General features: G+C 37.9%; 12 protein-coding genes. 8 read left to right on the forward strand and 4 right to left on the reverse strand.

Features of this window, described 5'->3' with window-relative positions; translation table 11 throughout:
* Positions 1-154: 154 nt before the first annotated feature.
* The 4 genes from WBF63_RS05935 to WBF63_RS05950 form a co-directional block, all read right to left on the reverse strand.
* On the reverse strand, positions 155-1,225 hold the full coding sequence (locus WBF63_RS05935) for a phytase (RefSeq protein ID WP_424368790.1): 1,071 nt from the start codon (positions 1,223-1,225) through the stop codon (positions 155-157).
* Positions 1,226-1,231: 6 nt separating this feature from the next.
* Positions 1,232-2,224, reverse strand: a complete 993-nt coding sequence (locus WBF63_RS05940) for a metallophosphoesterase (protein ID WP_424368791.1) — start codon at positions 2,222-2,224, stop codon at positions 1,232-1,234.
* 72 nt (positions 2,225-2,296) lie between these two features.
* Positions 2,297-5,128 carry a TonB-dependent receptor gene (locus tag WBF63_RS05945; protein WP_424368792.1) on the reverse strand — a complete coding sequence of 944 codons (2,832 nt, stop codon included), beginning with the start codon at positions 5,126-5,128 and terminating at the stop codon, positions 2,297-2,299.
* 89 nt (positions 5,129-5,217) lie between these two features.
* Entirely contained in the window at positions 5,218-5,667 is a 450-nt protein-coding gene (locus WBF63_RS05950) for a GatB/YqeY domain-containing protein (RefSeq protein WP_424368793.1), read from the reverse strand.
* Positions 5,668-5,849: 182 nt separating this feature from the next.
* Between WBF63_RS05950 and WBF63_RS05955 the strand changes: the two genes are divergently transcribed.
* The 8 genes from WBF63_RS05955 (at position 5,850) to WBF63_RS05990 (ending at position 14,408) form a co-directional block, all read left to right on the forward strand.
* Entirely contained in the window at positions 5,850-7,238 is a 1,389-nt protein-coding gene (locus WBF63_RS05955; protein ID WP_424368794.1) for a trigger factor, read from the forward strand.
* 80 nt (positions 7,239-7,318) lie between these two features.
* Positions 7,319-7,981, forward strand: coding sequence for an ATP-dependent Clp endopeptidase proteolytic subunit ClpP (gene clpP, locus WBF63_RS05960; RefSeq protein WP_424368795.1), 663 nt, complete (start codon positions 7,319-7,321; stop codon positions 7,979-7,981).
* 12 nt (positions 7,982-7,993) lie between these two features.
* The gene (locus WBF63_RS05965) at positions 7,994-8,587 is read left to right on the forward strand and encodes a hypothetical protein (protein ID WP_424368796.1); all 594 of its coding nucleotides are present in this window, start codon (positions 7,994-7,996) and stop codon (positions 8,585-8,587) included.
* Positions 8,584-9,426: a hypothetical protein gene (locus tag WBF63_RS05970; protein WP_424368797.1), complete on the forward strand. Its 843-nt coding sequence runs from the start codon at positions 8,584-8,586 to the stop codon at positions 9,424-9,426. The genes WBF63_RS05965 and WBF63_RS05970 overlap by 4 nt, the downstream gene beginning before the upstream one ends.
* Before the next feature lie 44 nt (positions 9,427-9,470).
* Positions 9,471-10,694 carry an ATP-dependent Clp protease ATP-binding subunit ClpX gene (gene clpX, locus WBF63_RS05975; RefSeq protein ID WP_424368798.1) on the forward strand — a complete coding sequence of 408 codons (1,224 nt, stop codon included), beginning with the start codon at positions 9,471-9,473 and terminating at the stop codon, positions 10,692-10,694.
* Positions 10,695-10,787: 93 nt separating this feature from the next.
* On the forward strand, positions 10,788-12,788 hold the full coding sequence (locus WBF63_RS05980) for a T9SS type A sorting domain-containing protein (RefSeq protein WP_424368799.1): 2,001 nt from the start codon (positions 10,788-10,790) through the stop codon (positions 12,786-12,788).
* Positions 12,789-12,819: 31 nt separating this feature from the next.
* Positions 12,820-13,032: a hypothetical protein gene (locus tag WBF63_RS05985; protein WP_424368800.1), complete on the forward strand. Its 213-nt coding sequence runs from the start codon at positions 12,820-12,822 to the stop codon at positions 13,030-13,032.
* A gap of 74 nt (positions 13,033-13,106) precedes the next feature.
* A complete protein-coding gene (locus tag WBF63_RS05990; RefSeq protein WP_424368801.1) occupies positions 13,107-14,408 on the forward strand; it encodes a TlpA family protein disulfide reductase in 1,302 nt (433 codons plus the stop codon).
* Positions 14,409-14,425: the final 17 nt, after the last annotated feature.

The raw sequence follows: 14,425 nt of genomic DNA on the forward strand, positions 1-14,425 counted from the left end.
AACGGCACGCTAATCTGAAAAATCAGCGGTCTGGGTATCAACTGAAATTCTCTTGAAACTTCTCTCAAACCCTTATAAATAAAGAACTTCCTCATGGGGTTAAACTTCTGTTAAAAAATTAAGAATTGTTAATTTTTTTAACAATTGATTCCTTTCAAGGTTTATAATTAACATCAATTAGTTCCTGAATTTTATTCCAATCATAAATGTGGAAAACCATTCCATTGCTCATGGCTACAAGGATTCCGTTTGGGAATTTAGGTCCGAAATTGACGCTCGAAGCATCGGCTCCGTCACACTCAATTGTGGAAACGGGTATTTCGGCGAGTAAAGTATGTTCATTTGGATTGCCATTTGCACCTTCTCTGGGATAAACCAAAAAAGTATTTCTTTGTTGGTTCGACACCAAAATATATCCGGTAGCAGCATCTTTTTTATAAATAGCAATTCCTTCATGATCACGTTTCGCATCTTTTTGTCCAAAAAAGGCCAGTTCCTTATTTCCTTTTTCCGGGTCTGCGTAGTATTTCTTTACGCCAGCTGTTTCGTCTGAATAATAAACATAACCTAATTCATTATCCACAGCGATGGCTTCGATTTCTTTTTTACCGCTATAGGATCCAAATTTTCGGATGACCTCACCATTTAGGTTTCCTGTTCCGTCGTCTGATAATTTATATTGCCATAAATAACTTCCGGAAGGACCAGTTTTTCTACCGACGATGGCGTGAATTTCAGTTGATAAAGAATCGATTTTCTTGGTGTAGAGGGCTAAACCCATTCCATCTCGTTCATCTTCTCCGGTTTCACCGACAAAAACTTCAATTCCTCCGTTATCAATTGGTTTTAAATCGGGTAAACTGAAGATTCTGATTTTATGTGTTTTTCGTTCGGTTGTAACGGCGATGTCGGTTTTCTTTCCATTTAAGATTAATCCGTAGGCAATGTCCACATTATTTGGACGGGCCATATCAGGAAAACTATTTACGATTTTCCCATTCAGATCGTAAGCATATAGTCCACCGCCAACTTCTTTATCGGTTCCGATAATCAAACTTTTGGAAGCGTCTTGGGGATGTATCCAAATCGCAGGATCATCTGTGTCATGTGGTGTTGGTTCTGTAACTACATCGGGTTCTACTGCATTTGGAAGAACGGGAACAAGTTTATCTTCACAGGAAAATAGTAAAATGGAAAAACTAAACAGGTACGCTATTTTTTTCATGGTCAATTATTTTTTTATTTCAAATGAGTGAAGGATTTCGGCTTTGTCATTTGCTGCTTTAACGGTTTGGACTAAAAGTTTATTTCCCTTGATGGAGAAACTCATAAATCCCGGCTCAGCAGCAAAAAAGACAGTACCTTCTCTTTTTCCGGAAGCACGAACTTCACTTGCAGCACCAGAAAGGAATTGGGTTGTATATCTGCCTTCTGGTCGGATAATCTGTAAATCATGTTCGTGACCGCAGATGTATGCATCGACTTTTAATTGGTCAAATAAATCTGCAAATTTTTTCTCAAAAACTAAAGTGTCTTCATCGGTTTTTCTTTTCCCTCCACTATACAAGGGATGATGCCCTACGACCATTTTCCATTTGACAGAAGAATCTTTTGTGTCCAAAGTTTCGGTCAGCCATTTCATTTGATCCGTTGTGTTTTGTTTATGCAGGTCACCGTATTTTTCCGGATCTTCCTGATAGCCTTCGATAAATGGATTGGTGTCCATTACGACCAATAAAAGTTTTTCACCATCTTCCAATTCAAATGTTTTGCTGTAATAGCGATCAGGCATATTCCAGCGACGGCTGATGTTTGAATAGTCGATTTGAGCCTGTACATTTCCTCTGTAATCATGATTTCCTAAAGCCACATACCAATCGGCATACAAAGCAGGATTTGTATAAATTTCTTCAAATGAAGATTTCCAATGATAATCCTGTGTGCTGGCTACGCCGTTCGGATAAAAATTATCCCCGACTGAAACGATGAATTCCGCATCCAAAACGATCATTGCATTCCCCATTTCTCGCGCAACGTTTTTTTGGTAATAATCGCCTACACGTCCAAAATCTCCAAGTACCAGAAAACTGAAACTATCTTCTTCATATTTCAGTCCGGGAATGTCGCTTCCACTATATCCTGTGCTTTTTTCATATTCATACGGAGTTTGGGCAAATAGGAAAGAGGTGGTAAATAATATAAAGCTAAAGAGTATTTTCTTCATAATGAAATTTTAATGACTTAAGCCGGCAGAGAAATCTGTCGGCTTGAGTTGATAATGTTATGTTGATAATGTTTAGAAGTCAAATTTTACACCTAAATTAAATCTCGGTCTGTAATATTCCATCTGCATCGTTCTATCTGCAATTCCTTGGTAATAACGAAGCGGTTGGTTGGTTAAATTATTAGCTTCGGCAAATACACGGAAATTATTGGTGATTTTATACGAAGCATTGGCATCTAAAAATAATTGTTCGTCGTAATATCTGTCTTCAAATTCACTTCCACCTAATTCGTCTAAATAATCGGATGAATAATTCAGTGAAACACGGGCAGAAAAACGATTGTTTTCCCAAGAAAGAGAACTGTTGAACATATGAGGAGCTGTCCCCGGAAGTTCTACATCTGTTCTTTCTTCGCCACTTTCATTCGTAATTCCCTTTGCATCTGATTGGGTATAAGTATAGTTCAAATAAATCCCTAAACCTTTCCAGAATTTTCCCGGAATGAAATCAAATTGTCTTTGTAAAGACACCTCGAATCCGTATACATCCACGTTGTCACCGTTTCTTTGCTGAACGAAACTCCATTGGTCACCGGCATCAATTGGATTTAATTGATTGGGAAAATCATTGGCGAAATTCTCTCTTGTATATCGGTTGTTACTATAGGTGTAAATGAAATCGTTCAAATTTTTATAGAAAACACCTCCCGATAGAATCCCTACAGATTTGAAATATTTCTCCACCATCAAATCGAAGTTGTAAGCGTAGGTTGCGTCCAGATTTGGGTTACCGGCAGCCAGTTCCATGTCTTCTGTAAATGAACTAACGTAAGGAGCAAGTGCGTAATAGTTCGGCCTTGCCAGCGAAGTTGTGAAAGCAGCACGGATGATGAAATCTTTCTTGATGTCGTATTTAAAAGCGATGCTCGGTAATATATTTGTGTAATCATGCGAAGTATTTACCTCACCGATTAAGTCCTCTTCATCTTGCACATAATTTCCGGTATAGTCAATCTGTGTATTTTCTACACGCAAACCTAAAATCATGGACAATTTTGTGTTGAAGTCCTGATCCCAACGAAAATATCCGGCATAAATATTTTCTTTTGCTTTGTAATTTTGTGACAAATATTCGGCAGGAACCAGTTCGCCTTCAAATAAATTAGGATTGGTTAAATCCAAATTTCCTAAATATCCGGGCGTTGCAAAATAGCCGGGAATGTATTGTGATCCGGCTTGAAAATTATTTCCATCCCAGAAAACATTTGGAATCTCATTTAATCTTCCAAAATCATCAACCGGCGAATATTCTGTCCAAATATTATTTCTTTCTTTTTCTTTTATTCTAACTCTACCACCAAACCTCAAACGTCCTTTCTGGTCTGAAATGATGGAAAGCGGAACACGGAAATTTAATTTTGCTCCAAATTCTTTTTCCTCAGTCCAGTCATGATTTTCAGAGATTTCTTTTAATTCATAATGACTCATATCTTCTCCGATTGGCCGTAAGTAGGGCTTTCTTGAATTGGACAAATCAGATTCAAATTCATATCCTTCGCTTTCAAATTCTATGTAACGTTCGTTTGGCCGGTCTTCACTGGCAACTGCATAATTTGCCGACCAATCCATATCGATTTTTGAGCCCAATAAATGCTCGCCACCCAGAGCGTAGTTCTGAACGATTTGTCTTTCCAAACGGGTGTTTTTGTTTTTATTATTGTCTATTCCACCTTTAGTCTGGCGGCGTACATCGCCTTCGTAGCCAACCAAGGTTGCTCCGTCCCAGATCGGTTCGATGTTTCTATAACGAGTCCGGAAGCGGTTTTCACGGTCATCACGGAAGTTGTAAATTCCGTTGAAATAGATTTTATGGTTGGAGTTAAATTCATAGTCCAAGGCCAGAGCTACACTTCTTCTGATCCGCTGAACATCATATTTTCTGATGTCCATTTCTTCTATATAATCCAGGTTTTTCCCTTCGTTGTCCTCATCTTCATACTGAACCCAAACAGCTTCAACGTTGTCAGATCCGAAATTGTTGTTGTTATAAGAACCACTTAAGACGAAACCGAATTTATCATCAAAAAAACGGTTAGCATAAACCAGTCCGGCTGTATAGTTTCCGTTTTCACGAATAGGATTATAACCACCGGCCAATGTTGCGGAAATTCTTTCTCCGTTTGGAGAAGCACGGGTAATGAGATTGACTGAACCACCGATTGCATCGGCATCCATATCAGAAGTAAGGGTTTTGTTTACTTCGATGGTCGAAATCATATCGGACGGAATCAAATCCATCTGAACGTTTCGGTTGTCACCTTCTGCAGACGGGATTCTATCGCCGTTTATCGTAACAGAATTTAAGTTAGGAGCTAAGCCTCTGATGATGATATTTCGGGCTTCTCCTTGGTCATTTTGCATCGTAATTCCCGGTACACGTTTTAAAGCATCTCCGATGTTTGCATCGGGAAAACGCCCTACTTGGTCAGAAGAAATGACGTTGGTAATGTTTTGGTTATTTTTTTGCTGGTTGAGTGCCTTTGCCTGACCTTTTAGTCGGTCTCCTAGGATTAAGACTTCCGATAAAACTGCAGTTTCGGTCGTTAGTTCGAAGTTCGCTACCGTATTTTCACCCCCAACTACCGTGATGGTTTGGGAAGTTATTTCATACCCTAAATAATCAACTTCGATTTCGTAATTTCCTGATGGGACATTTAAGAATTCGTACGAACCATCTTGGTTCGAAATCGTGTAGCGATTACCTTCGCTCAATGTAATTACCGCACCGGGTAAAGAAAGATTCCCTTCTTTTTCCGTTATTTTTCCGGAAATGACTCCGTTTGATTGGGCAAAACTGAGTGAAGCAAAAGCAAATAGAAATAATACTGTGTTAAAAATCCTCATATAGCAAATTTGTATGCAAAATTAATTTGCAAACAGAGCGTTGGGGTTAACCTAGTATTAACTATTTATTGTGATTGATTATGTTTTCATTAACTGTTTAATAGTCTTTTCACAGTTTCAGCAATCATTTTTCCTTCTGCTTTTCCGGCCAGTTCTGAAGAAGCCATTCCCATCACTTTTCCCATATCTGCTGGGCTGGAAGCGCCTGATTTAGAGATGATTTCTTTTAGTTTGGCTTCCAATTCCTCTTCTGAAAGTTGTGCAGGCAAAAAGTCTTGAATGACATTGGCTTGGGCGATTTCTTTTTCGGCCAGCTCCGTTCTGCCGTTGGCAGAGAATTGTTCGGCTGCTTCTTTTCTTTGTTTAATTAATTTTTGAAGCAAGGCAATTTCCTGTGAATCGGAGACTTCCTGATTTGTTCCCGAAGTTTTAAGCAAAAGGATTTCCGATTTGATAGCGCGCAAAGCTTCCAGTGCAATCTGGTTTTTGCTTTTCATCGCCTCTTTCATCTGATCCATGATTTTATTCTCTAAACTCATCTTTTTTGATTTTGCACAAAGATACAAACACAGTCTTATTCCTGATTCATGTTTTCAGTCAATTAATTTGCCGGAATTACGTAATATAATACAACCAATTCCAACTCAAATTGAAATTCTTAAATCTAAACTCATAAATTCTATTAAAATACCTACCTTTGCAAACCAAATTTTTTAGAGAAATGAACATTACCCAAAACAGTATAGACAACTTAAATTCTGTACTTTCCGTTACAATTGTAAAGGATGATTATAAAGAAAAAGTAGAAAAAGCGCTGAACAATTACCGCAAAAACGCTACAATCAAAGGTTTCAGAAAAGGTCAGGTGCCGATGAGCTTTGTGAAAAAGCAATTTGAAAAAAGCATCATTTTTGATGAAGTCAATCAACTTTTACAAACGGGACTTAATGATTTCATCCAGAAAGAAAAAATTTCCATCTTGGGAAATCCACTTCCGAAAGTGAATGAATCACTGGATTGGGACGCTGATACTTTGAATTTTGAATTCGAACTGGGGCTTGCTCCGGAATTTGATGTGGATCTGACCAAAATCAAAGCCGATACTTATAAAATCGAAGTAAACGAAGAAGAAGTTCAGAAATACGTTGATAATTTTTCCAAACGTTTCGGAACCATGAAAACACTTGAAAAAGTGGAAGACGGGGCCAACGTGAAAGTTCTGATGAAGGAATTGGATGCCGATAAAAATGTAGTGGAAGGAAGCGAAAAAGAAATCTATCTTTTTGTGGATGAATTGGCAAAACCAAAAAAACTCATCGGAAAGAAAATCGGTGATCTGGTGGTTTTGAAATCAAAAGAAATCAGCGAAGACGCATTAAACCTTGAGCAAATCCTTAGCTGGACACCTGAAAAAGCAAAAGAATTTACAGGCGAACTTCAATTTGAAATCCTTGAAATTACCGCAATGGAAGCTTCGCCGGTTGATCAAAGTTTGTTTGACAAAGTTTATGGGGAAGGAGCTGTGAAAGACGAAAAAGAATTCCGTCAAAAAATCAAGGAAGAAGCCGAGAAAATGTACGTACGTGAAACGGACAAACAAATGATGAATGAAGTGGTGGAAGAATTAATCAAAGAAACGAAATTTGATCTTCCGACTGAATTTTTGTCACGCTGGTTGGTTTTCTCAAATGAAAACATCGAAACAGAAGAAGAAGCTGCCAAGCAGTTGAAAAAAGAAGAAAACGGATTGCGTTATCAGTTAATCGAATCCAAAATCGCTGAAAAATACGATTTGAAAGTCGAATATGCCGACGTGGAAAATGCAATGCGCAATATTATTAAAGAACAATTGGCCATGTACGGACAAGCCAATATGCCGGAAGAAGATTTGGAAAGAATCGTTCAGGGATCTATTCAGAACCAGCAGGAATTCCAGCGAATGGCAGACCAGGTATTTGCTGATAAAATGATGCAGGCATTCAAAGACAATGTGAAACTGAAGGAGAAAAAGCTTACATTTGATGAGTTTGTGAAACTGATGGAAGAGAAAAATGCTCAACATCACAATCACGATCATGCGCACGACCATGACCATGATCACGAACATTAATAAATTAAAGTTGACATTTCGTCAGTAAAATAAGATTTGTATTATTTTTGAATGATTGACTTTAATTATAAAAAATAAATATGGATTACGGAAAAGAATTTAAAAAATACGCAATAGGACATCAAGGAATCAATAGTCTTCACGTGGATAGTTATGTGGAAAGCATGACACCTTATATCGTAGAGGAAAGAAAACTGAACGTTGCACAAATGGACGTTTTTTCTAGGTTGATGATGGACCGAATCATTTTTTTGGGAACGCCTATCAACGATGAAATCGCCAATATCATTCAGGCGCAGCTTTTGTTCCTTGAAAGTGTGGATGCTTCAAAAGATATTCAGATTTACATCAACTCTCCGGGAGGTGGTGTTCATGCCGGATTGGGGATTTATGACACCATGCAGATTGTAAAACCAGATGTAGCAACAATCTGTACAGGTATGGCAGCTTCTATGGGAGCGGTTTTACTTTGTGCAGGCGCTGCCGGAAAACGTTCGGCTTTGAAACACTCACGTGTGATGATTCATCAACCCTTGGGTGGTGCACAGGGGCAGGCAACCGATATGGAAATTACCCTGAAACAGATTTTGATGTTGAAAGAAGAATTGTACAACATCATTGCACATCACTCCGGACAGTCCTTTGATAGAATTCAGAAAGACGGAGAACGCGACTATTGGATGACTTCTTCCGAAGCCAAAGAATACGGAATGGTAGACGAAGTATTGGCTCCGCGAACTTAATATCATTTTATAATGAACCCGAAAAGGTTACTTTTTACACTTTTTCTGCTTTATTGGGCAGGCGTGTATGGAGTAACCTTTTTTGCAGGAGATAACTTAAAGAGCAGTTTCAGAGATACAATTCCCACAGGTTACCGGATGTTTGCACCTGTGACTGATACGAATTATGATGTTTCTTATGAATTTTTTCGGGATGGTGAACTCATCAGGGAAATCAAATTTTCTGAATACATTCATAAAGAATACGATAAACCATTTTATCAGAATAAATCTGCTTACGTAAAGGAAAAGCTATATTCCGGATCCCTCAAAATCCTGGATTTCCGTTACCAGAAATCCTTGTATGATGAAGTTTATCGGAATAAAAAAAATGATTTTGATTCATTGACAGTTTCATCAAAGGAACTTATGGGAATCATTGACAACCTCAAAAATTTTCCGAAACTTTATCTGGCCGAAAATCCGGAGATTTTCGCAGACAGCGTTTGGATTTCGGCTTCCCGAAAGCCTATGATTTTGCCATTCGATTCTTTATACAAGGGAGATTTCACTTATAGAATCGGAAATAAAATATTTTTCACAACCTCTCAAAAATTAAATCAGTGAAAGAATTCTGCTCAACTGACAGAACTATTTATCCGTCCGTTTTCAGAATTCTCATCGGATTGGTTTTGCTGGTGGATTTAATTTCAACGGTTCCATCGGCAGGTATTCTATTTAATTCGGGGCTTAATTCGCTTTTATCCGAATCCGGACTGATAAAATTTCTTGCTGCAAACTCATCGGTTTTCTTTTCTGTTTATGGCTTGATTCTTATCGCCTTTATTTTGGGTTTTGGCAGGAATTTCACGGCCTTTCTGGTTTTTTGTTTTCATTTTTTCATGATGGAACTGACGCAGCCTTTGCTTACCTGGGGTGATATTATCCTGAAATTCAGTTTGCTTTATTTTGCTTTTGCCGATAGTTTCAGGTATTTGTCGTTGCAGAAGACAAAAGGAAAGTATCATTATGTTTCCAAACTTGCCGTCTGTTCAATTGTACTCCATATTTTTCTGGTTTACCTTAATAATGCCTATTTCAAAATGACCGATAAAGACTGGCAACAGGGGATTGCTGTTTTTTACAGTTTTTCGCAATATCCATCATTTGAAAGCAGTATCTGGTATCCGTTGATATCCAATGAATATCTCTCAAAATCAATTAATTATTTTATAATTCTCCAGCAGCTGAGTTTCGTTCCGTTTGTAATCTGGAAAAAAACAAGATATTTTGCAATTCTGCTTTCTTTGATTATTCATTTTACGATGATGTATGAATTCGGTTTGTGGAAATTTGAAATCATCGTGATGCTTCATTATGGATTTCTTTTAAATGATAAAGAATGGATGAGAATAATTCCTGCTAAAATATGGGCGAATTGGTTTTCTCTATCAAAATCAAGCTGAAAACTGCGCAAAATGCGTAACTTTACACCCTAAATTTTTGAAAATTGGAAGAAAACAAATGTTCATTTTGCGGAAGAGGTAAAAGCGAGGTTAGTTTGCTTGTAGCTGGAATAGACGGACATATTTGTGACCAGTGTATAGAACAAGCGCACGGAATAGTGCAGGAGGAAGTGGCTTTTAAAAACCAAAGTCAGCTTGTAAATCCCTTGCCTTTGAAGTCTCCGCGTGAAATCAAGAAATTCCTGGACAATTATATTATAGGACAAGACCACGCAAAAAAAATATTGTCTGTGGCGGTATTTAATCATTACAAAAGAATCTTGAATCCGTCCAAAGATGAAGGAGAAGTAGAGATTGACAAATCGAATGTCATTTTGGTAGGTGAGACCGGAAGCGGAAAAACTCTTCTGGCTAAAACCATTGCCCGCATGCTGAATGTTCCCTTTGCCATTGTAGATGCTACTGTTTTGACAGAAGCAGGTTACGTGGGGGAAGATGTAGAAAGCATTTTGACGCGATTACTGCAGGACGCTAATTACGATGTGGCACTGGCTGAAAAAGGGATTGTCTTCATTGATGAAATTGATAAAATAGCAAGAAAAAGCGATAATCCCTCCATCACCCGTGATGTTTCAGGGGAAGGAGTACAACAAGCTATGCTCAAAATTCTGGAAGGAACCATTGTAAATGTTCCGCCAAAAGGTGGTCGCAAACATCCTGATCAGAAATTTGTGGAAGTCAACACAAAAGACATTCTTTTCATAGCGGGAGGAGCCTTTTCGGGAATTGAAAGACATATTGCCAACCGATTGAATACCCATATCATCGGATTCAAAAATGAAGAAAACAATAAATATTCCGGAGAATTGTTAAGAGATGTTAATGCGATGGATTTAAAATCCTTCGGACTCATCCCTGAACTTATCGGAAGGTTGCCTATTATAGCTAACCTTACACCACTGGACGATATTGCGATGAAAAGAATCCTTACCGAGCCTAAAAATGCATTAATCAAACAGTATGAGAAATTATTTGCTCTGGATGGTGTGAAGCTGGAGGTGAAAGATGAAGCACTGGATTTGATTGTGGAGAAGGCTGATCAGTTAGGGTTGGGAGCCAGGGGGTTACGTTCAGTTACAGAAGAAATATTCACAGATTTAATGTACACCATTGATGAATTACCGGAAACTTTCGTTCTGACCCGCGAAATTATTGAAAATCAAATCGACGGAAAAGATGCAAAAAATAACGTACGAAAAACCGGTTAATTTTGAATACAAAAAAAAAATATTATATATTTGTAGCAAATTTCCTAACCATCCAGGTTTTGAAATGGAATAAACCAACCCTAAAATAAACATATGAAAAACAATTACAAATTAATTTGGACGGTATGTATTGCTCTGTTTTTTGGTATTGCTCAAGGACAAGATGCTTACATCACCGGGACTGCAAAAGTTAAAGTTCAGCCCAACACCTTATTTTATTTTGGAGACAATCTGACCGTCTCTTCACCTGTAAACGGCGTTTTTGAAAATGCCGGTAATGTGAAGGTTGAAGGGGATTATGTGAATTCTGTATCGGGTTCAACCGGTGCTAATTTCGTTAGTACATGGACTGATAATACAAATTATGGTCAGGTAATCATCAATCAGGCTTCTGCTAGCGGTTATCTTTCTATGGAAAAAGGAAAAATTGATCCGGCAACTTACAACTGGGGTCAGTTTGCTGTTCCTTTTGTTTATGCAGACGCTCAGGAAGCTATGCAGGGTCTTTTCGGAACGAATTACTCAAATGGTGGAAATCGTTATTATGCGTCCATGATGGTTTGGGACAATGTCAGCAAACCGGAATTTGACCATTTGAACAATGCAAGCAGCATTTCACCGATCAGCTATGTAATCCTGAACCTTACTTACAACAGTGCCAATATCAAAGGACTGATGACGGGAGCTGGTAAATTACAATATTACGGTCGCCCTGCAAATGGTCTTCATTCAGGCGCTATGAATCCATCTATGTATTTTCCCGCGCTTAACTGGGACGGATGGAAAAATCAGCTGAACTCTCATAATGAGCGTTACCACACTTATATAGATGATAAGGCAAGAACGGCTACAGATCCTGATTACAATTTAAATTTTGGTAAATATTATTTCCAGTTTGGAAATCCTTATACTTCCAACATCGATTTGGCTTACATAGGTTTGCCAAACGGGGGAGCTAATTATGATGACGGAGTTTATTTCAGTAACCTTCTGGGTGTTGTGAAAAGCACAAGTGCTACATGGACTGCCGGCGTAGGTTTGAATACTTCAAGTATGCAGGTTGCTAAATTTGATGCCGTTTCCGGTGCTTGGTCTGGTTCTGCAGATGCGCTTATCGCAAGACCATTCGAGCCTTTTGTAGTGGTTTTAAAGGATGATGCAGGTGTCGCCAACTTCGAATTCAGTGATAAACTGAAAACATTCAGCATGATCCCGGGACAATTGGGAAGCGGATATGTATTCAATAAAATGGCTGCCAACGGAACCGAAATCGATACAGATACTGATGCTGTTGGATCTTTGTCGGAAGTATGGACAGGTGCCAGAAAACGTTTCTATCAGTTAGGACTACGTCTGGAAAATCAAGATGGTTCACCAACTGAAAATTCAGTCTATGTTGCTGTTACAAGCTTTACACCAAATGGAGTAGCCAATGATCTTGAAGCTGATTATTATGATTTTGGTTCAAGAACCGGGTTCTACCTTGATCAGGAAAATCCAACCGGATTATCAGTTAAGAATTCTGTTACCAAAATGCATATCAACGCTGTAAACACAGACTATATAAATAAACCGATTCCATTGTTCTTCAACAGAGCATCGGGAGATTTGAACAGTTATTACCTGAAAGCAGACTTGTTCTTCCAGACTATTTTCAATAAGCTTGAAGAAGAGGCTGTTAACTATGCAGACGGGAATTCATTCTTTTTCTATGACGGAGCAAATGATGTTCTATTGCCTGTAACAACTGATTTTTCATATTTGATTACGCCTCATGCTTCTAATTCAAAAAGACCTTTCTACCAGTTGTACTGGAATGGGGGACCTCAGTTGAACAAAAAAGAAATAGGTGATGAGTTTGCATTGAATTCTACCATAATCTACAAAGACAGAGATTTACACAAAGTACGTTTTGGTGAAAGCTGGGATAATGCAATTGTGAAAGTTTATGATCTTACAGGAAGAAACATTCAGTCCTATAGTAATGTAGATGCTTCAGTTGAATTCAATATTGAACTTCCAAAAGGAGTATATGTCGTAAGACTTGAAGAAACCAACACCGGAGAAGTATATACACAAAAACTGATAAAATAATCGACCAAACGAAACCTTAAACTCTAAATTGATGAAAAATACAATATTAGCCCTCCTTTGCCTTTTTATCCCTGTGATTAATTTATTTGCACAGGTGCCACCGCCCCCAACCCAGGGTGAAGATGCCTTTACACCTGGAACGCCCGATACTCCTGTTGATCAGTATGTTATTGTATTGATTCTGGTAGCTGTATTTTGTGGAGCTTACTTCTTGTGGAGTAAAAAGAAATTAGCTAAAGTTTAATTATATATAACTAATAAATCATAAAAACCCTTTCCTCTCAGAAAGGGTTTTTTATATTTGACAAAAAATAAAATATGAAGAAAATTGCTGCATTTATGCTCCTCTGTATTTCATTCTCACTAAACGCACAATTCAAAGTTTCAGGTGAAATTCAGAATTATGCCGGACAAGATATCATGGTGAGAATCTTCAAAGGACCTTCTGATGTATTAATCAATAAAGTGAAAACCGATAATAACGGTAAATTTACAGTCAATATTCCTCAGAAATACAGTGGAATTCTAAGACTTACCGATGCTTCCCGATATGCAGTCATCGATATGCTGAGCGATAATGAAAATGTCAGCTTTACCGCCTTGTTTGAAAACAATGCTTTTTCAAATATCCGATACAAAGAAGGAAAAACTGCCCAGGCTTTTCAAAATTATAGTTCATACGAAGGTCTTTTGGATATGAAAGCCAATATATTTCCGATTATCAAAACACTTTATTCCGAAAACGATGAATTCTATAAAGCTATGCTCAAAGAAGAAAATCGTATAGGAGGCCTGACAACCAATACAGATTTACCTTTACTGAAGTATTATGTTTCGATAAATGAAATCGCGAATATCCAACTGGATAACAAACAGATTGCTGATGTACATAAGCAAACCATCTTGAATCGATTGGTTAACGATAATAATTACCTGGAAGGTTCCGGGTTTATGTTCAAACTTGTACTGGATTATCTTCGTGCTTCAATATTTGGCTCGACTTCTCAGGAACAAATCAATAACACTCTGGAAAAAGAAATTGATAATTTATTAGTCCAAACTGATTTGGAAACACCACGTGGGCAAAATGTATTGTCTTCTGTCTTCCTGGCTCTTCCTGCAGAACAATTTCCCACTCTTCTTGAAAAGTACTATGCAAAAGCAAATGCTCTTACCTGTGAAATGACAGATGAACTCAAAACTTCTCTGACTGCGCACAACAATACAAGCATAGGCAGTGTGGTGCCCAATATTCTTTTTGATAAACCTATCAAAGGAGCAAAATCACTTTACGATGTGAAAGCCGATAAGAAAATTCTGATTTTCTGGGCTTCATGGTGTCCTGCATGTAATGATGAAATGCCGTTCGTTAAAGAATACTACCGAAATTTTAAAGATGCCGGAGGAGAGATTGTAAGTATTTCGCTTGACTATGACCAGAACGCATACAATGAAGCCACAAAAGATTTTGAGTGGATTTCCTATACCGACCTTTTACAATGGGATACAAAATCTGTAATGGACTTTGGTATAACTTCCACACCTACCTTGCTTTTACTTGACAAAGACAATAAACTCATCAAAAAAGCCGGACATATTTCAGAACTGGTTGAATTATAAATTCAAAAGAAATATTT

The sequence above is a fragment of the Moheibacter sp. genome, from assembly GCF_049672845.1.
Lineage (GTDB): Bacteria > Bacteroidota > Bacteroidia > Flavobacteriales > Weeksellaceae > Moheibacter.